At 74.9% G+C, this 18392-nt stretch carries 17 protein-coding genes and 1 pseudogene; 5 read left to right on the forward strand and 13 right to left on the reverse strand.

What is annotated here, in order from left to right; all coding sequences use genetic code 11:
* Nucleotides 1-156: 156 nt before the first annotated feature.
* On the reverse strand, nt 157-1137 hold the full coding sequence (locus tag ABT238_RS22085; protein WP_350778946.1) for a LysR family transcriptional regulator: 981 nt from the start codon (nt 1135-1137) through the stop codon (nt 157-159).
* Nucleotides 1138-1482: 345 nt separating this feature from the next.
* Between ABT238_RS22085 and ABT238_RS22090 the strand changes: the two genes are divergently transcribed.
* A complete protein-coding gene (locus tag ABT238_RS22090) occupies nt 1483-2367 on the forward strand; it encodes a DUF6597 domain-containing transcriptional factor (protein ID WP_350778984.1) in 885 nt (294 codons plus the stop codon).
* On the opposite strand, the gene ABT238_RS22095 is transcribed toward ABT238_RS22090, so the two are convergent.
* The 9 genes and pseudogenes from ABT238_RS22095 to ABT238_RS22135 form a co-directional block, all read right to left on the reverse strand.
* Nucleotides 2343-3281 carry a hypothetical protein gene (locus ABT238_RS22095; protein ID WP_350779014.1) on the reverse strand — a complete coding sequence of 313 codons (939 nt, stop codon included), beginning with the start codon at nt 3279-3281 and terminating at the stop codon, nt 2343-2345. The two genes, ABT238_RS22090 and ABT238_RS22095, sit on opposite strands and share 25 nt — an antisense overlap.
* Nucleotides 3278-3757, reverse strand: a complete 480-nt coding sequence (locus ABT238_RS22100; RefSeq protein ID WP_350781021.1) for a ChbG/HpnK family deacetylase — start codon at nt 3755-3757, stop codon at nt 3278-3280. Before ABT238_RS22100 ends, ABT238_RS22095 begins: the two co-directional genes overlap by 4 nt.
* A gap of 53 nt (nt 3758-3810) precedes the next feature.
* Nucleotides 3811-4272, reverse strand: a pseudogene (locus ABT238_RS22105) (ChbG/HpnK family deacetylase); the annotation flags it as partial.
* A gap of 42 nt (nt 4273-4314) precedes the next feature.
* The gene (locus tag ABT238_RS22110) at nt 4315-4668 is read right to left on the reverse strand and encodes a DUF6204 family protein (protein ID WP_350779053.1); all 354 of its coding nucleotides are present in this window, start codon (nt 4666-4668) and stop codon (nt 4315-4317) included.
* A gap of 104 nt (nt 4669-4772) precedes the next feature.
* A complete protein-coding gene (locus ABT238_RS22115; RefSeq protein ID WP_350781053.1) occupies nt 4773-6065 on the reverse strand; it encodes an MFS transporter in 1293 nt (430 codons plus the stop codon).
* 89 nt (nt 6066-6154) lie between these two features.
* Complete coding sequence (locus tag ABT238_RS22120) at nt 6155-6691, reverse strand: GNAT family N-acetyltransferase (protein ID WP_350566934.1); 537 nt, start codon at nt 6689-6691, stop codon at nt 6155-6157.
* On the reverse strand, nt 6692-7918 hold the full coding sequence (locus ABT238_RS22125; RefSeq protein WP_350779103.1) for a type III PLP-dependent enzyme: 1227 nt from the start codon (nt 7916-7918) through the stop codon (nt 6692-6694).
* Nucleotides 7911-9338: a DUF6271 family protein gene (locus tag ABT238_RS22130; RefSeq protein WP_350781085.1), complete on the reverse strand. Its 1428-nt coding sequence runs from the start codon at nt 9336-9338 to the stop codon at nt 7911-7913. The genes ABT238_RS22125 and ABT238_RS22130 overlap by 8 nt, the downstream gene beginning before the upstream one ends.
* A gap of 14 nt (nt 9339-9352) precedes the next feature.
* The gene (locus ABT238_RS22135; protein ID WP_350779141.1) at nt 9353-10399 is read right to left on the reverse strand and encodes a phytanoyl-CoA dioxygenase family protein; all 1047 of its coding nucleotides are present in this window, start codon (nt 10397-10399) and stop codon (nt 9353-9355) included.
* 457 nt (nt 10400-10856) lie between these two features.
* On the opposite strand from ABT238_RS22135, the gene ABT238_RS22140 reads away from it, so the two are divergent.
* Both ABT238_RS22140 and ABT238_RS22145 read left to right on the forward strand, forming a co-directional pair.
* Nucleotides 10857-10988, forward strand: coding sequence for a hypothetical protein (locus tag ABT238_RS22140; protein ID WP_350566941.1), 132 nt, complete (start codon nt 10857-10859; stop codon nt 10986-10988).
* A 172-nt stretch (nt 10989-11160) separates the two neighbouring features.
* Nucleotides 11161-12666, forward strand: a complete 1506-nt coding sequence (locus tag ABT238_RS22145; RefSeq protein ID WP_350779174.1) for a hypothetical protein — start codon at nt 11161-11163, stop codon at nt 12664-12666.
* Between the two features lie 85 nt (nt 12667-12751).
* Here the strand turns inward: ABT238_RS22145 and ABT238_RS22150 are convergent, their stop codons facing one another.
* On the reverse strand, nt 12752-13843 hold the full coding sequence (locus tag ABT238_RS22150) for a hypothetical protein (RefSeq protein WP_350779193.1): 1092 nt from the start codon (nt 13841-13843) through the stop codon (nt 12752-12754).
* Nucleotides 13844-14160: 317 nt separating this feature from the next.
* Here ABT238_RS22150 and ABT238_RS22155 point away from each other — a divergent pair, with 317 nt between their 5' ends.
* Nucleotides 14161-15525 carry an FAD-dependent oxidoreductase gene (locus tag ABT238_RS22155; protein WP_350779219.1) on the forward strand — a complete coding sequence of 455 codons (1365 nt, stop codon included), beginning with the start codon at nt 14161-14163 and terminating at the stop codon, nt 15523-15525.
* Between the two features lie 27 nt (nt 15526-15552).
* Here the strand turns inward: ABT238_RS22155 and ABT238_RS22160 are convergent, their stop codons facing one another.
* Entirely contained in the window at nt 15553-16011 is a 459-nt protein-coding gene (locus ABT238_RS22160; RefSeq protein ID WP_350566952.1) for a hypothetical protein, read from the reverse strand.
* Between the two features lie 443 nt (nt 16012-16454).
* On the opposite strand from ABT238_RS22160, the gene ABT238_RS22165 reads away from it, so the two are divergent.
* On the forward strand, nt 16455-17093 hold the full coding sequence (locus ABT238_RS22165; protein WP_350566954.1) for a nucleotidyltransferase domain-containing protein: 639 nt from the start codon (nt 16455-16457) through the stop codon (nt 17091-17093).
* A 176-nt stretch (nt 17094-17269) separates the two neighbouring features.
* On the opposite strand, the gene ABT238_RS22170 is transcribed toward ABT238_RS22165, so the two are convergent.
* A complete protein-coding gene (locus ABT238_RS22170) occupies nt 17270-18304 on the reverse strand; it encodes a serine hydrolase domain-containing protein (protein WP_502891457.1) in 1035 nt (344 codons plus the stop codon).
* Between the last annotated feature and the right edge of the window lie 88 nt (nt 18305-18392).

Below are 18392 nucleotides of genomic sequence, written 5' to 3' on the forward strand. Positions count from 1 at the left end.
CGTGGGGGGTGGTGCGTCGCCCGCGGGCCGCGGGCGGGGCTGTCGGGGGGGGGGGGGGCCGCGCCGCCGCGGGGGCCCCGCGCGGCCCCGCCGCCGTGCTGCCGGCGAGCCGTCGGTGGGTAGTCCGGTGCGCCGTCGGTGCGCTTCGGGTGCGGGTCAGTGGGCGGTCAGGGCGGGGTGCGGGGCCGGGCGCGGGGGCGCGGGCAGGGGGAAGCCCGCAAGAGCGCGGTGGGTGCCGCCGTGGGCGGTGACGACGCCGCGGACCAGGTCGCGCAGCCAGCGGTGGCCGGCGTCCTGGTCGTTGCGCGGGTGCCAGGCCATGCTGAGCACCACGTCGGGCAGGTCGACCGGGAGCGCGAAGGTGGCCAGGCCGAGGGCCTCGGCCGCCGGGGTGCCCAGGCGGGCCGGGGCGAGGCCGACGAGGTCGGTGTCGCGGAGCAGGAAGAGCGCCGCCGGGTAGCTCGGCACGGTGGCCACCACCCTTCGGGTGAGGCCGAGTTGGGCGAGGCGCTGGTCCACCTGGCCGGGGCCCCGGCCGTGCCGGGAGACCGTGAGGTGGTCGGCGGCGGCGAACTCCTCGGCGGTCGGCGGGCCGCTGACGGCCAGCGGGTGTCCGGCGCGGGTGATGCCCACCAGGCGGGTGGTGGTGAGCGGCTCGGTGCGGGTCTCCGGGTCCAGGTGGTCGGTGACACCGACCTCCAGGTCGATCACGCCGTCGCGCATCGCGCTGGTGCCCTCCAGGTCGTCCCCGAGGAAGCGCAGGGTCACCGCCGGGGCCTGCGCGCGGACCGTCGCCAGCAGGGCGGCGCCGATCGTGGTCAGCAGGACGTCGCCGGTCTGGAGGGTGAAGCGGCGGCTGAGCCCGGCCGGTTCGGCGGCGGGGGGCGGTATCAGCAGCGCCTGGCCCCGGCTGACCAGGGCGCGGACCTCGGCGCGCAGCTCCACCGCGCGCGGCGTCGGCACCAGCCCGCGCCCGGCGCGGACCAGGAGCGGGTCGCCGAGCACCCGGCGCAGCCGTCCGAGCGTGCGGCTCATCGCCGGGGCCGAGGTGTGCAGCCGTTCGGCGGCACCGGTCACGCTGCCCTCCTCCAGCAGGGCGTCCAGGGCGACGAGCAGGTTGAGATCGAGGTCCGGCATGGGGTTCTCCGCTGGTGGTCGGTCGGCTGGGTGGGGGTGTGGGGGTGCGGGGGTGGGGGATGACCGGAAGTGAAAAGTGTGCTGACCTGGCTTTTCGCGGGAGCGCATGACGACTCGGCATCTAGCGTCGATCGCCAGAACTCCCCTGGGGAGTAAAGGATCTGACGTGATGATTGACAATGACATGTTGGTGGATGCCTGCCAAGGAGGCCGTGTGCCGACCTTCCCGGTGGCCGACGGCGTGCGCCGGCCGGTGCGGTCGGGTGGCACGGGTCGGCGCCCTGGCGCCGGAGTGCGCCCGGCTCGGGGCGGCGCGCGGCGCGTCGTGCGATCCGGAGCGCGGTGGTGAGCTCCCGCGCGTACACGGAATGGCGCCCGGCCCTCGCGCCGGGGCGGCAGGTGGCCTGCCTCTGGACACGGCGCAACGCCGGGGGAGCGGAGTACGGCCAGCTCGTCGTGCCGGACGGGTGCGTGGACCTGGTGTGGTCGGAGGCGGGGCTGGAGGTGGTCGGCCCCGACAACGCGCCGCGCAGCGTCCCGGTGCGCAGCGGGGCGGAGCTGGCCGGGCTGCGGCTACGGCCAGGGGCGGGGGGCCTGCTGCTGGGGGAGGTGCCGGTCCGGGAGCTGTGCGACCGCCAGGTCCCGCTGGCCGAACTGGCCGGTGCGGCGACGGCCGAGCGGCTCGGGGAGCGGCTGGCCCGGGCGCCCGGACTGCGGGAGGCGGCGGCGGAGCTGGACGCCTTCGCGGCCTCGCTGGCGCCCGGCCGGCCGCCGGACCGGGTGGTCGAGCGGGCGGTGGCCGCCCTGGGGCGGGCGCAGGGGGCGCGGGTGCCGGAGCTGGCGGCGGAACTGGGGCTCTCGGAGCGGCAGCTGCGCCGTCGGGTGACCGACGCGGTCGGCTACGGGCCGAAGACCCTGCACGCCGTGCTGCGCTTCCAGCGGGCCTTGGCCTTCGCGCGCGCGGACCGGGACGGGGCCGTGGCCGGGGACGGGGGCGTGGCCGGGGAACGGGAACGGGAGCGGGGCGCGTGTGCGGATCGGTGCGCGGCCGGGTACGGCGCCGGTGCGGGGAGCGGGCTGGCGGAGGTGGCGGTGCGCGCCGGGTACGCCGACCAGGCGCACCTCACCAGGGAGGTGCGCCGGTGGGCGGGGGTGCCGCCGACGGTGCTGCTGGGCCGCACGGCCCGGCCGGGTGGGGCGGTGGGTCAGGACTCCGGCGCGGCGTCGTAGGCGCGGAGGACCAGCAGCGCCTGGAGGGTCACGCCGGGGCGGGCCTCGGACTCGGTGAACGGCGACCAGCGCGCCCAGTGGATCGGCCAGCCGCCGTCCGGCTGCTGGGCGGCGGCGAGGTGGTCGAGGCCACGGGCCAGCTCCCGGTCGGTGAACCAGCCGCGGGCCAGGCTGCCGGGTGCCCGGGCGTAGTCGTGCGGCAGGTGGTACTCGCCCGGCGCGTAGCCCGGGGAGAGCTGCGCCTCCTCCGGCCGGTCCGGGTCGAGCAGCACGATCCGCTGCTCGCGGACGAGTTCGCCGAGGCGGGCCGCGGCCTTGCGGGCCCAGGCGGTGTCCGGGACGGCGTCGAGGAAGCGCAGCGCGGCGCCGGCCTCGTAGGGATGTGTCTCGCCCAGGTTCTCGACGGCGGCGCGGCAGAACGCGGTGGCGGCGGTGAGCCACGGGTGTTCGATGCCCTGGCGCAGCAGCGGGGCGACGATCTGCCCGGTGCTCAGCAGTTCGCCGACCGGTTCCGCGCCCACCTCGGGCACCGGAATGAACGGCGGGCGCGGATAGGGCCGCAGGCTCGGCAGGACGACGGGCACGCCGCCGTCGGGTGCGGCGACCTCGGCCAGCCATGTGCAGACGGGCAGGGCACGGGCCGCGTCCAGGGCCCCGGCCTCCTCCAGGGCGAGCAGTGCGGCCGGGACGGCGATGGGCTGGGGGGCCGGTCCCCGGACGTCCGGTTCGAGGCCGTAGGCGAATCCGCCGTCGGGGGCGCAGTGGGCGCCCAGGGCGGCGAGGACGCCGACGGGATCGGGCCGGGGGCCGAACAGGTGGGCGAAGCGGCGTTGTTCGAGGACGCGCCCGGAGGTCCAGAGGAAGCGCGCGGCGGCGTCGAGCCGGGTGTCGGTGAGGCGTGTGGTGCGGGTCATGGCTCGACCGTAGGCGGCGCCGGGGCGGCGGTATTGAAGGAATCGGACACGGCCGGCGTGGTGTCGCGGTCGGCCGGCCGGGGCCAGTGGGCCTGCAGCGGGCGGTAGTCGGTCACCGTGATGCCGTGCTCGGCGAGCAGCTCGCGGGTGCGCGGGTCGACCAGGAAGGCGTGGTCGGAGCGGCGCACCCGCCGGTCGTCGTCGCCGGGGCGGGTGGTGGGGGTGGCGAGGCCGGGGTGGACGGCCCACTCGCTCAGGCCCGGCGGGAGGGCGGCGAGCAGCCGGGCGTAGTGGGCGGGCTTGTCGTCCAGCGGGACGGTGAAGCTGTCCAGGAAGGGGTGGTCGACCACCGGCAGCCCCCGGGCGCGCAGGCGTTCCAGGGCGGGCGCGAGCCAGACCCGGACGGCCAGGCCGTACTCGGCGCCGAGTGCGAGCGCGAGGTCGAGGAGGTCCGGGCGGCGGCGTCGGCCAGGCAGTGGAAGTCGAGGTGGGTCGGATGCAGCCCCGGGCCGGTGGCGGCCTCGATCTGGGCGCGGAACTCCCGTTCCACCTCGGCCGGCCGGGCCCGGTCGAGCAGCCGGGCCCGGCCGTCGGGGGTGGCGGGCAGCAGGCGGCCGGTCGCGTCGAGCAGCGAGGGCACGGCGGCGGCCGGGGCGACCGGGCCCCACCGCGGGCCGGGCGCGTCGGTGTCGCAGACCAGGGTGAGGTGGATCCCGAACGGCAGCCCGGGCCGCTCGCGCAGCAGGCGCAGCGCGTGCGCGGATCCCGGGCAGCAGGTCATCAGGCTGCAGGAGGCGGCGACGCCGTGTTCGACCGCCTCGACGACGGCGAGGTTGACGTCCTCGTCGAGTCCGAAGTCGTCGCAGTTGAGGAGCGGCAGGCGGGTGCCCGGCGGGTGGCCGAGCAGCTCGGTGGCGAGCGGGGCCGGGCCGGCCTGCGGATTCGGCGGCCTGTGCGGATTCGGCGGGCTGTGCGGGCTCGGCGGGTTCATCGCGGCCTCCGGGGCCTCGGGAGCCGGGGGGCCCGGGTGGGCTCAGACCTCGCGGGCGGCGCGGCGCTGACGCTTGCCGAGCGGGGCCTGGGAGAGGTCCTCGGCCTGGGAACGGAGGTTCTTGTAGCCGTAGCCGCGTTCGTCGAGCCAGCCGCGGGCGGCGCTCTCGGCGCGCTCGGTGGCGTCGAGGATGTCCTCCTCGGCCTCGCCGGTGTCCTGGTAGCGGAAGGTGAAGACGGCGCGGGCGCTCAGGTCGTAGCTGAGGTGGCCCTCGGGGGTGAAGGCGGCGAAGAGGATGTCGTGCCCGGCGGCGCGGGACCGCAGTTCGGCGTGCTGCTCGGGGGTGAGGCCGTCGAAGACGCCGCGGACGGTGATCCGGAAGGTGCGGGTGGTCATCCGGCGAGCGTATGCCGCGCGGTGACGGGTGGGCGACGGGTTTTCGGGGGAGCGGGCGGCACCCCCGCGCGGTCGGTCGCGGGGGCGCCGGAGGCGGGGCGGGCTCAGGCCTCGCTGAGGGCGGGGTCCGTGGGCGCGGTGGGCGCGGCGTCCTCGGTGGTGCCGGGGGCGGTGTCGGTCGCGGTGCTGGTCTCCGTGTCGGTCCCGGTGTCGAGGGAGGGCCAGCGGATCCGCGTGGCGCAGAGGGCGACGACCAGCGCCGAGGCGGCGACCACGGCCATGCCCCACACCAGGCTGCTCGCGTCGGCGATGAAGCCGATCAGGGCGGGACCGGCGAGCAGGCCGGTGGTGCCGGTGGCGGCGACCAGGGCGAGCGCGTCGGAGCCCTGGCGGGCGGCGGCGACGTAGACGCACGGGGTGACGGCGGCGACGCCCAGGCCCACGCAGGCGAAGCCGACCAGGGTCGGCACCACGCCGCCGACCAGCAGGGCGAGTGCCAGGCCGAGCCCGGCCACCGTGCTGCCGACGCGCACGATCAGGCCGTCGCCGAAGCGGGTGCGCCAGCCGTCGGCGAACAGCCGGGCGAGCACCATCATCACCGAGACGACGGCGATGCCCATCGGGGCCAGCTGGTGCGAGGCCTCGACGACGTTCTCCAGGTAGAGGGCGGACCAGTCGTTCATGGCGCCCTCGGTGACGGTGCCGAAGACCATCGCGAGGCCCATCCAGACGGTGATCCGGGAGGGGAGCGGGATGCCGCGGCGCTTGGCCGGGGCGGCGGTCTCGGCGGCCTCGGCGGTCGTGCCGGCCTCGGCGGGGGCGGCGGCCGGCTCGTCCGCCAGCATGCCGGTCTGGGCGAGGAGCAGCAGCACGGCGAGGACGGCGACGGCGACGGCGAAGTGCGCGGACAGGGTGGTGGTGACGGCGGTGACGCCGGAGGCGAGCAGGGCCGCGAGCAGGGAGCCGGCGCTGAAGGTGGCGTGCAGCCTGGACATCGCGGTGCGCTGGAAGCGGACCTCCAGGGCGGCTCCCTGGGCGTTCATCGCGACGTTCAGGAACCCGACCGCGACGCCGTCGAGGCAGGCCACCACCAGCAGGACCGGGTAGTTCGGCGCCAGGGTGAGGCCGGCCAGGACGAGGCCGAGGCCGATCGCCGAGAGGGTGGCGAGGGCGCGCGAGCCGAACCGCTTCATCGCCGAGGCGACGAGCGGGAAGGAGACGGCGGCGCCGATGCCGCAGACCATCAGCAGCAGGCCGATCCGGCCGTCGTCCAGGCCGAGCCGGGTCTTCAGGGTGGGGAGGCGGGAGACCCAGGTCGCGTACTGGAAGCCGAGGAAGCAGAACAGCGCTGCGATGGCCAGGTGTGCCCGCAGGAAGTCATCGCGCACGCGGAGCATGTGCATCAGCCCGATTCGTTGGTGGGGGAAGAAGGGGGGAGGAACGGTGGGGGCCTGTCGGTGGTGCGGCCGGTCGGCGAAGTGTCCTGCTAGCGGAGCGGCATCGACATGTAGACGGCGCGCTCGCCGTAGCTCGCGGGCAGGTCCACCCCGGGGTGGGGGCGGTAGCCGAGCGGGGCCCAGAGGACCTCGCTGCCGCGCACGGCGACCAGGGAGACGGTCGCGTAGCCGCGGGCGCGGGCGGTGTCGGCGAGGAAGGTGAGCAGCCGGGGGGCGAGGCCGCGGCCGCGCAGCCGTTCGGTGACGACCAGGTCGTGGGCGTGCAGGTTGGTGGAGGCGCGGGTGGCCGGGGACTCCGCGCGGGCGAGGTCGGGGCAGTGGCCGAGCGGGTAGGGCAGGGCGAGCAGGTAGCCGCCGAACTCGCCCTTGTGCTCCACGGTGAAGCAGCAGTCGGGGGCGGCCCGGTGGCGCGAGCGCAGGGCCTCGCCGCCCTCGGAGAGGCCGCTCTCGGCGTAGGCGCGGGCCTCCAGGGGCACGATCTCGGCCCAGTCGTGCTCGGCGACGGGGCGGACCAGGAGGTCCTCGCCGAGCACGGTGTCGTCGACGAGGATGGGGTGTGCGGACATCTACTGCGGTTCTCTCTCGGGGTGCGGTTCTCTCTCGGGGCCGGGTGCGTCGGGCGGGAGATCGGCGCGGACGCAGCTGTAGGGGAGCGGGGGGAACCCGTTGAATCCCCGGGTGGTGTAGGCGGTGGCGTAGGCGCCGCAGGAGAGGATCCACACCGGGTCGCCCGAGGCGGTGTCCCGGGGGACGGGCAGGCCGGCGCCCTCGTCGGCGTAGGCGTCGTCGCTGTCGCAGGTCGGGCCGGCGATCACGGCGGGCACGGTCGGGGCTCCGGCGTGGGTGGGGAACTCCAGCCGGTAGCGCAGCTCGTCCATCTCGTACAGGCCGTTGAACTTGCCGCAGCTCAGGTAGAGCCAGTGGGCCCGCTTCCCGTCCAGTTGCTGACGGTCCGTCAATCGCACGACGTGGGCCCGGATCGCGCCGTGGTCGGCGACCAGGTGGCGGCCCGGCTCCAGGAGGAACCGCAGTGGCGCGGAGGAGACTTCGCGCAGGTACCGCATGCCGTCCCGGAGCACCGCGAACATCTTGTCGAGCGGCGGGTCGAGCGGGATGCCGCGCCGGTCGAGCACGCCGAGCGCGGGCAGACCGCCGCCGAGGTTGACGTGGTCCAGCGGGATGCCGCGCCGGCCGGCCTCCTCGATCACCGGGGCGAGCGTCTCCAGCGCGTCCTGCCAGGCCTCGGAGGTGAGTTGCTGGGAGCCGACGTGCACCGACAGGCCAGCCGGGACCAGTCCGGCGTCCCGGGCCGCGGTCAGCACCCGGACGGCGTCCTCGGGCGAGCAGCCGAACTTGCGGCTCAGCCCCCACAGGGCGCCCTCGCCGGTGGTGGCGAGGCGGCAGAACACCCTTGCGCCGGGGGCGTGTTCGGCGATCGCGGCGACGTCGGCGAGGCTGTCGGTGGCGAAGTCGCGCACCCCGAGCCGGTACGCCTCGGCGATCTGGCGGTCGGACTTGACGGTGTTGCCGTAGTGGATCCGCTCGGCCGGGACGCCGGTGCGCAGCGCCTGGGCGATCTCCTGCGGACCGGCGGCGTCGAAGCCGGCGCCGCGGGCGGCCAGGCAGTCGAGCACCTCGTCGACCGGGCAGGCCTTCATCGCGAACCGGACGTCGATGCCCGGCAGTTCGCGCAGCAGAGTGTCGTACTGGCCCTCGATGCCGTCGAGGTCGAAGACGATCCGGTCGTCCTCGGTGGCGGCCAGGGCGGTGCGCAGGCGTGCGTAGTCAGGCATCGTGGGCGCTCCGGCCGGCGGCGGGGCGGGTGGCGGCGGGCCGGGCGGGGTCGGGCCGGACCGGGGCGGAGCCGTCCACCGGCACCGGGCCGAGGTGGTCGAGCGGGGTGGCGCGGGCGGCGCGGACCAGCGGCGTCCAGGCGTCGACGAGCAGGGCGAAGGCCTCGATGTCCGCCTGCGCCTCGTCCAGCAGGCGTTCGCGCAGCGGTACCAGGTGGTCGGCGAACGCGGCGTACCGGCCGCCGAGTTCACGGTAGGCGCGGTCGACGACGGCCAGCCGGCGGTGGTTCTCCGCCCGGTCCGCGCCGGCCGCCCGGCGGGCGGCCTCGGCCACCGCGGCGGACCGGAGGTGGTGCTCCGCGTCCAGCAGCGCCCCGCCGGCCTCCTCCATCGCGTCGTAGACCGGGTAGAGGTAGAGCATCGACAGCAGGAACTTGGTGAACCGCAGCTGGTAGGCGGTGAACCCGGCGTCGGTGCGCCGCTCGGGCGTGTAGTGGTTGACGATGTTGCGGTTGTGGGTGACCGCGGGCAGCGCGGCGTGCAGCACCAGGTGGTGCAGCAGGTAGTCGCTGCCGATGGTGTCGGTCGCGGGCGGCAGCGGCACGCGCTCGTACACCTCGCGGTCCAGGGCGATGTTGCACATGTCGATCCGCCAGATGTCGGGCAGGTCGAGCACCGCGCGGTCGTGGGTGAAGGGGGCGGTGCCGTTGCCGACGAAGGAGTCCGCGACCAGCTCGCGGCGCTGCTCGGGGGTGTGGTCGGCGGGCGCCCACAGGCCCACGACCTCCTCGTAGAGCGCCGGGTCCAGCGCGCGGATCTCCCCGAGGTCGACGGAGAGCTCACCGACGAAGGAGCTGCCGACCAGGGCGACCGGCTTCTCGGCGTGCACCGGGTCGAGGGTGGGGTGGGTGACGCCGGACGCGGCGTCGGCGGCGCGCCGGCCGATCGAGCGCAGCTCGTGGTGGACCGGGAACACCGGTGCGCCGTCCAGCCACTGGTAGCTGCTGTCGGAGTCGCGGCGGTGCACGGAGGAGCAGCCGAGCGCGGCGGCGAGCAGGAACGCCCGGTTGGTGCAGGCGCCGTAGGAGACGGTGTCCGGCAGCATCAGGGCGAGCAGCCGGTCGGCGCCGGCGGCGGCGGCCAGGGCGGGGTCCCCGGCGCGGGCCCGGTCGATCGCCGCGCGCAGGAAGGCGCGCTGCTGCTCCTCGTCGAGGTGGTGGACGAGGACGCCGGGGGCGGTGGGCAGGTCGGCGACCGCCTTGGCGTGCTCGGTGCGGGTCGCGGCGTCCGCCGAGTCGAGGATCAGCAGGTGCACCCGGACGCCGAACTCGCGGGCGGCCCAGGCGGCTTCCTCGCCGACGGCGGCGATGGCCGGCCCGCAGGACCGGTTGGTGGGCAGCGCGAGGCAGATGTCGCGCACGGCGGTGTCCCCGTTCACTCCTCGCCGTCCTCGCGGGCCGGGGCGGCGGCGTGCCAGGACTCCAGGCCGAGCAGCCTGGCGCCGAGGCCGGTGAGTTCGGCCGGGCCGTAGCGCAGCGACTCGTGCTCGCGGTGGTCGCCGACCAGGGTGCGGTTCCAGGTCGGCGTGGACAGGTGACGCCAGGATTCGATGCGCGACTCCCGGAGCTCGTCGTGCTCCTCCAGCGCGGGCATCATCGACAGGTACTGGACCGAGCGCACCCCGCGTTCGGAGGTGTTGGCGGTGACGCCGTGGGCCAGCATGCCGTTCCAGATCAGCAGGTCGCCGGCCTTCAACTCGGGCCGTACGACCGGGAACTCGGCGCGGTCGACGGCCGGGCGGATCGGGTCGCGGTCGGCCGGCTGGGCGGCCTGCCAGGTGTTGAACCGGCGGAACAGCTCAGGGTTGCACTGGAAGCCGCCGTGGTCCGGCTCGGTGTCGTTGAGCGCGATGATGCCCTGGACGCGCTGCGGCAGCATGCCGGCCGTGGAGTCGACGTCCCAGTGCAGCTCGATGTCGAAGCCCTCGTCGGTGGGTTCGATCAGCGCGCGGTCGCGGTTCCCGACGTTCGGCGGGTTGAGGTTGAGCCGGTCGAGGGTCACCCAGAGCTCCTCGCAGTCCCAGACGTCGACGAAGGCGTCGTACACCCGGCGGGCCTGCCGGCTGTCCCAGAGGAGCTGGTGCTGGTAGGCCTCGACGAAGCCGTAGATGTGCAGGTGCCGGTCCAGCTCGTCGCGGAACTCCCGCTCCTCGTACCAGGTTTCGGGGCGCTCGGGGTCGAGTCCCTGGAACTCCCAGGCGAAGTCGAGCAGCCTGCGGGCGGCCTCGGCGGGGATCGCCTGCGGAACGACGACGTAGCCGTAGGTCTGCCAGAAGGTGAACTGCTCCTCGGTCAGCACCCGCAGGGGGCGCTGCTTCCTGATGTCCTTCAGCGCGGTGGCGGCGAGGTAGGACTCGCCGTCGTTGCTGAAGTAGGGGCGCTCCGAAGCGGCCCGGAACAGGTACCCGTCGGGCTTCGGCATCAGGTCACTCCAAGTTCGGGTCGGGGCGTCGGTCGGGGCCGTGCGGCGGCCCGCGGGGACGGAGGGGCGGGCGCCGTGGAACACGGCGGGGAGGGCCGGGCGGTCCGGGCGGGCGGAGGGGAGGGTGGCTCGCTCGTCCCGGCAAGGGGTGCCGCTGACTGTTCCGGCCTCGTCAAACGCGTGTTCCCCTACGGTGGACTAGACCAACTTGTGGTGTCAACCCTCGTCTCTCCGGCCCCGCCAGACGCCCCGTCGGTGGGTGGACGACCGGCCGTGACCTGCGCCGGAGCCCGGGCCGGGACGGCCGGGGACGTTCGGCGCGACGGGCGGACGAACGGGCGGCAGGCTTGCCCCATCGGGCATCCGCCGGTGCGTCAAGAGGCAACTGCGCGACCGGGTCGGCGGTCTGACGTGACCTCGGCGTGGATGGGGGCAACCCCCCTCCGGGGAGGAGGGATTGCCGCAGCTCGGCACCGGGGACGGCCGGCGGCAGGCCGTCGTGGCGGCCGGCCAGTACGGCCACCGCGACGTCGACGAGGTGTTCGCCGGGGTGGAGAAGGCGGCCGCCTGCGCGGTGCTCGGTTCCTGAGTCACGCGGCCGGGCCGGCGCGCGGCGGTGCGGCGGGGGTGGGCCGGTGCGGCGGGGGGCGGGTGGTGAATCCGGGGGTGCTGTGCAGGTTGGGCGCGATGTGTACCTGACATCCGGTGGGCGTGCGATCATCTGCCCGCTGTTGTCGATCATCGCGCAAGGAGGACCCCTGATGGCACGCATCCGCGCGGCACGGTGGAAGGCCGCCCTCGCCGCCCTGGCCGCCGCCTGCACCGCGGTGCTCGCCGGGCCGGCCACGGGCCCCGCGGCCGCCGTCGAGACGCCCGTGGTGCAGCCGCTCACCGCGGGCGCGGACCAGTTCCGGCTGACCGACACCGACTACACGGCCGCCACCGCCAACCTCTACAGCCACCAGCTCACCCGGCACGCCGGCCTGGCCGACGTCGTCACGACCGACTACACCACCGACTCGGCGGGACAGGACGACGGTTGGCTCCGCCTGCGGCAGATGCGCCCCTGCGCGGGCCTGGAGCAGGCCGGCCTGCCGCCCGCCGACGTCGACAAGAAGACCGCCTGGTGCTGGTCCAGCGCCTACGGCGACGACACCACCCAGCACTGGTACCCGCAGGGCCTCAGCACCACCGGCACCGCCGACGGCGGCGACGGCGCGATCCAGGGCCGCAGCGTGACCGCCGTCGCCTGGCACTACACCACCTACGCCGACGACCCGGTCACCGACGGCTGCAAGACCAACAACCTGCTGAAGCTCACCCTCGTCGACCGGGCCACCGGGAAGTACCGCCACGTCCTCCTGGTGGAGCCCACCGGCACCTCCGCCACCGCCTCCGACTTCACCTTCGTCACCGGCCACGGCGGCGGCATCGCCTGGTACGCCAACCACCTGTACGTCACGGACACCGCCAACGGCATCCGGGTGTTCGACCTCGACAAGCTCGCCAAGGTCGACACCTACGGCTCCGGCGTCGGCACCTACGGCATGAACGGCGGCAGGTCCAGCGCCTGCGGCTACCCGTACGTGCTGCCCGAGACGCACCGCTACTTCCAGGCGAGGAAGGCGCCCAGCTGCGCCGCGAACGCGCCGATCGACCCCGCCTCGCTCTGCTTCTCCTGGCTCGCCCTCGACAAGACCGGCGGCGGCTCCACCTTCAAGCTGGTCACCGGCGAGTGGTACGGCGAGACCTACGGCTCCCGGGTGGTCCGCTACCGGCTCAACCCGGCGAGCTCGGCCACCGACCCCGGCCTGCTCACCACCTCGGGCGAGCGCACCGTCGTCCAGGACGCCTTCACCACCCCCGCCTACCGCGGACTGCAGGGCGGCATGACCTGGACCGACGCCCAGGGCGTGGTCAACTTCGCCTTCTCCAAGGGCTGCGGCACCAAGCCGGCGGTGCTCTCGCACACCTGGACCGGCGACACCCGCCCGGTCACCGGCTGCGGCAGCGAGAGCGCCTGGGGCGGCAACTGGGGCGCCGGCTCGCCCCAGGCGCTCAGCTACTGGCCCAAGCTGGGCACCGAGCAGGTCGACGAGCTGTGGGGACTGACCGAGGGCATCTGCCGCCCCAGGGGCGACAAGCACTTCGCCACCGGCGCCGACGACTCCGGCGTCTGCGCGTCGTACAGCGGGACCACCACGGCCTCGCTGCGCACGGTGTTCGCGGTGGGCTTCACCGACCCGGCGGTGCAGGGGCGGCACTGAGGTCCGCTCCTCCCGGGCCGGGCCGGGCCGGGCCGAGCCGGGGCCAGGGCGAGGCCGGGTCCAGGTCCGGGAGGAGCGGTGCGGGTCAGATCGCGACGGTCGTCAGGTACGAGCCGGTGCCGCGGATGCCGGCCAGCAGGAGGGCGTGGCCGCCCGGGGCGACCGCCGCGGCCGACACGCCCTCCAGGCCGAAGCCGGTGCGGGTCTCGCCCGGGAGGTTCACGTCGCCCGCGGTGTCGTAGGCGAGCACCGAGGCCTGCGGCGTCCAGCTGTCCTTGAGCAGGTAGAGCCGCCCGCCGTCCGGGCTCACCGCCACGTAGTGGAGGTCGACCGGAGCGTTCGCGAAGGTGAAGACCGGCCGGGCGACATCGGTGGTGGTGTCGACGGCGTACCCCGTCCCGGCGGAGGCCTGCGCGCCCAGCGCGTACACCCGCAGGCCGTCCGGCGAGGCGGCCAGCTCGGTGGCGGCGCCGAGCCGCTCGACGGTGCGCAGGGCGGTCGGCACCGGGGTGGTGGTGTCGAGGTGCTCGACGCCGAGGTCGGTGGCGACGTAGCCGGTGGCGCCGCCCGCCTGGAGCGCGAGCCCGTTCACGCCGTGGCCGCGCAGCGGCAGCGAGCCGGTGAACGCGCCCCGGTCGGCGCCGAACACCAGGACCCGGCCGGGCAGCACCCCCTGTCCGTCCCCGGCCGGGCCGTTCTGGCCGGCGTAGACCTTCGATCCGTCCGGGCTCACCGCCAGCCCGGTGAGCGTGCCCGGCGCCCAGCCGGCCGGGTGGGCCTGCTCCGGTGCCGGGGTGCGCGAGAGCACGGTGCCGGCGGCGGTGTCGACCGCCACCAGCCGGTCCGCCACGACGACGTAGAGCCGGCGGCCGTCCTGGCTCACCACGGGCCGGCCGGCCGCGCCGTCCTCGGCGAGCGGCAGCTCGGCGACGACCGCGCCGCTGCGCAGGTCGACGGTCCGCAGCACGACCGGCGTGCGCTCGCCGGCCCGGTCGGCCGCCACCACGTACGCTTTCGTTCCCTCCGGCCCGACGGCCAGCCCGAGCGCCCGCCAGCCCACGGCGGTGCCGGCGGCGGCCTGCGGTGCCGGGTCGGCGGCGGCTGCCCCGGCACCGGCCCCGGCCAGCAGGAGCGCCGCGGTGGCCGCCAGGGTCGAAGTCCAACGGGCTTTCCTCATGCGCGAGTTCATGATTCCCCACTCTGTGGTCTAGACCTCATGCGTGGTGCGAGGGCAACGCTAGGGCACGGGGCCGGCCGCGGGGCGTCACTTTTTGGACCTTGTGCGTACGGGGGGAGACGCGATTGTTCCCGGATCGGCCATAGGTTCGCTCTATGGGGCCATAGATGGGCACCGCCTACAGTGGCGAGGTCCGGCCGGGTTGGCTGGGAGCGGGTGACCCTCGCCCCCGTCCGCCCTGGCCGGACCGGGTTCAGCCCTGTTCAGCCATGTTCAGTCCTGTTGTGTCCGTTCCCGTTCCGGAGGATCGCCCCGCCATGACCCGCCCGATCCGCGTCGCGATCGTCGGCGCCGGCCCCGCCGGCATCTACGCCGCCGACGCCCTGCTGAAGTCCGACGCCGCCCAGCAGCCCGGGGTCTCCATCGACCTCTTCGAGCGGATGCCCGCGCCGTTCGGGCTGATCCGGTACGGCGTCGCGCCCGACCACCCGCGGATCAAGGGCATCATCACCGCGCTCCACCAGGTGCTGGACAAGCCGCAGATACGTTTGTTCGGCAACGTCGACTACCCCTCCGACGTCACCCTGGACGACCTGCACCGGTTCTACGACGCCGTGGTCTTCTCCACCGGCGCGATGGCCGACCGCTCGCTCGACATCCCCGGTGTCGGCCTCGACGGCTCCTACGGCGCCGCCGACTTCGTCTCCTGGTACGACGGCCACCCGGACGTGCCGCGCACCTGGCCGCTGGAGGCCGAGAAGGTCGCAGTGCTCGGCGCCGGCAACGTCGCCCTGGACGTCGCCCGCATCCTCGCCAAGACCGCCGACGAGCTGCTGCCCACCGAGATCCCGCCGAACGTCCACGAGGGCCTGAAGCGCAACCGGGCGCTGGAGGTCCACGTCTTCGGCCGTCGCGGCCCGGCCCAGGCCAAGTTCAGCCCGATGGAGCTGCGCGAGCTCGACCACTCGCCCAACATCGAGGTGATCGTCAACCCCGAGGACATCGAGTACGACGACGGCTCGATCGCCGAGCGGCGCGGCGCCAAGCACGTCGACATGGTCGCCTCGACCATCGAGAACTGGGCCATCCGCGACGTCGGCGACCGCCCGCACCGGCTCTACCTGCACTTCTTCGAGTCCCCGGTGGAGGTGCTGGGCGAGGACGGCCGGGTGACCGGGCTGCGCACCGAGCGCACCGAGCTCGACGGCACCGGCAACGTCCGCGGCACCGGCCGGTTCACCGACTGGGACGTCCAGTCCGTCTACCGTGCGATCGGCTACTACTCCGACGAGCTGCCGAAGCTGCCCTTCGACCCGGTCTCCGGCACCGTCCCGAACGCGGCCGGCCGGGTGCTCGCCGCCGACGGCTCGCACCAGGACGCCACCTACGTGACCGGCTGGATCAAGCGCGGGCCGGTCGGCCTGATCGGGCACACCAAGGGCGACGCCAACGAGACCGTCGCCTGCCTGCTCGCCGACCACACCGAGGGCCGGCTGCCCGGCGCCGCCGAGCCCGAGCCGGAGGCCGTGGTCACCCACCTGCGGGAGCGCGGGGTGCGGTTCACCACCTGGCAGGGCTGGTACGAACTCGACGCCGCCGAGCGCGCGCTGGGCGCGGCGGAGGGGCGCGAGCGGGTCAAGGTCGTGGAGCGCGAGGACATGCTCCGGCACAGCGGGGCGTAGCGGAGCGCCCGGCGCGCGCCGGGCGCCTCAGGCCTCGGCCGGCGGCGGGGCGAGGACGACCGGCCAGGCGTCCTCGCCGGCCAGCACGTCGTCCAGCGCGAGCTCCGGGCCGGCAGTGAACACGGCGGTCGCGGCGGCGGCCCGGGCGTACAGCCCCGGGTCGACCGCCGCGTCCGCGCGCAGTACCAGCGCGGCCTCGGGCACCGCGGGCGAGCGCTCCGGGAAGGCCTCCGGGTCGGCGCCGATCTGCTGGAGCGTGAACGGGTACGCCGCCACCGCGACGGTCAGCCGGTCGCCGTCCAGGGAGTGCTCCGCCCAGCCGTCGGTGGCCAGCAGGAAGAACGCGCCGTCCCCCTCGTGCCCGTACCAGCCCAGCTTGGCGACGGCCTGCTCCCCGGGCGGGCCGTCCGGGTCGACGAGCAGTGCCACCACGGGCGCGTCCGGGTCGTCGGGGTTGATGCCGCTGCGGACGAAGAGCCGGGCCACGGGCGACCTCCGGTCGGGGTGGAGCGGGCGGACGGGACCAGGGCGACGCTACCGGGCCGCCGGGCCGGGTTTGTCGGCCGGGGGCATGATTGTCATGGACGCGACTCTAGCGGCCCGGTGCTGCCGCCGACAGGAGAAGCGCGCGCTCCGGATCGGACCCCCGGGCGGAGCCGAAGCCGGCGGCGCCGCTCGGGCCCCCGGGGCCCGCCCGCCCTGCCGTCGCCCGAACCTGACGATCAGTCAAACTCCTTGATCGATTGGTTGATCGGCTTCAATGGCCGACATCCGACGGCTATTCTCGGCCTGCGCAGCGCAGCGGCGCGCCGAAGTCCTGTGCCCCGCGCCATCGAACCTTGGCAGGTTGCCACCGAAGCTTGACGGAGGCGAGTTTCTGCCACTGAAGACTGACCGACCAGGGCGGCTTGCGGCAGTACGTTGTCACGATGACCGAATCCCTGCCGCCCGGCGGTGTTGTACTCGATACGGACGAGTTGGATGCCCGATGGGCGAACGCATGGCGGCCGGAGCAGGTCGCGGAGCGGTTGGGCGGGGTCGGTGCCACCTGGTGCATCGCGGCAGGGTGGGCGCTGGATCTGTTCCGCGGGAGGCGGTCACGGCCACACGGCGATCTGGAGATCGCCGTGCCTGCGGCGGGATTCCCGGAGATTCGGAACCGCTTCCCGGAGTACGTGTGGGACGCGGTGGGTTCGGGGCGTGTCTGGGCGGGGGCGGGAGCCGAGGCGCTGGCAGCCACGCACCAGACCTGGTTGCGGGATCCGGCAAGCGGTCGGTTCCTGTTCGACGTCTTCCGTGAGCCGCACGAGGGCGGGACGTGGATCTGCCGGCGGGACGCGAGTCTGCGGCTGCCGTACGACGCGATCATCGAACGGACAGCGGACGGGATCCCCTACCTGGTGCCGGAGTTGGTGCTGCTGTTCAAAGCAAAGGCGACGCGGCCCAAGGACCAGGCGGATTTCGACGGTGTGCTGCCGTTGCTGAGCCGGGCGCGGCGGAACGTCCTCGGCGGGTGGCTGGAGCTCGTGCACCCCGGTCATCCATGGCAGGCGAAGCTGGCAGGGTAGTACTGCCCGGTACCGGTCAGGCTCCCGTGGCTGAACCGCGCGTCCGTCAGCCTTCGGTGGCGATCGGTCAACCACGGCCTGTTCCCGATCCCCGATGTCGCCGTCGCGCCGAGGGCGGGAACGGACGGGCGCGGGCCGGGGAGCGAGGAGAGCTCACCGGCCCGGGCCTCGCCGCTTCAGCCTGCGGACGGTCCGGCGGCCTCCGGGCTGCCGCAGGTCGCCGTGTCGACGAGGGCCTGGAAGGTGCGGCCGGTGGCCTCGGACAGGTGGTACGGGTTCACCGACACGACGACCTGCCGCCGCCCGTCGGCGCTGCCCGTCACGAGCGTGCCGTAGCCGGCGATGCCGCCGGTCAGGCCCCAGAACTCGCCGCACGCGCCGGGGTGGCGGCTGAGCCCGAGGCCGTAGGTGAAGCCCTGCCCGGTGTCGACCTGCTGCTTCATCGCGTCGAGCTCCGCCGGCCGCAGCAGCCGGCCGCCGAGCAGCGCCGCGTTGAAGCGGGCGAGGTCCCGGGTGGACGAGATGCCGGCACCGGCCGGGCCGTACGCCGACGGGTTCTGCAGGGTGACGTCGGCCGGTCCGCCGGGGCGTTCGACGTAGCCGTGCGCGTGCGGCCCGGGGATGACCGTGGAGGTGTCGGGCATCGAGGTGTCGCGCAGGCCCAGCGGCCGGATGATCCGGCGCTCGGTCTCCTCCGCCCAGGTGCGCCCCGTGACCCGTTCGACGATCAGGCCGAGCAGCACGTAGTTGGTGTTGGAGTACCACCAGCCGGTGCCCGGACTGCCGTACGGCGGTTGAGCGGTGGCGATCCGCACGACGTCCAGCGGCCGGTAGGTCGTCCAGCGGCCGACGGTCAGCCACCGGTCCAGGGCCTCCTCGCCGTCGGTGTCGAACCGCGGGTCGTCGGTGAAGTTGTGGATCCCGCTGGTGTGGTTGAGCAGGTGGCGCACGGTGATCGCGGCGCCGTTCGGGACGAGCCCGGGGAGGTGGCGTTCGACCGGGTCGTCGAGCCCGATCCGGCGCTCGCCCACGAGCTGGAGCACCACGGTGGCGGCGAAGGTCTTGGTGACGCTGCCGATCCGGAACCGGGCACCGTCGGGCACCGGCGCGCCGGTCGTCAGGTCCGCGACCCCCGCCGTCCCGCGCCACGCCGTGCGGCCGTCCTGCCGGACCTCCGCCAGTACCGCCGAGGAGCCGCCCTCCTCGACCACGGCCCCCAGCGCCCGGCGCAGCGCGGCCGGGTCGGTGGCGGGCCGTTCCTGCCCGGCGACCGGGCGGCGGGCGGGGCACCCGTACGCC

This window comes from Kitasatospora sp. NPDC001527 (assembly GCF_040298605.1).
In the GTDB taxonomy this organism is placed as follows: domain Bacteria; phylum Actinomycetota; class Actinomycetes; order Streptomycetales; family Streptomycetaceae; genus Kitasatospora.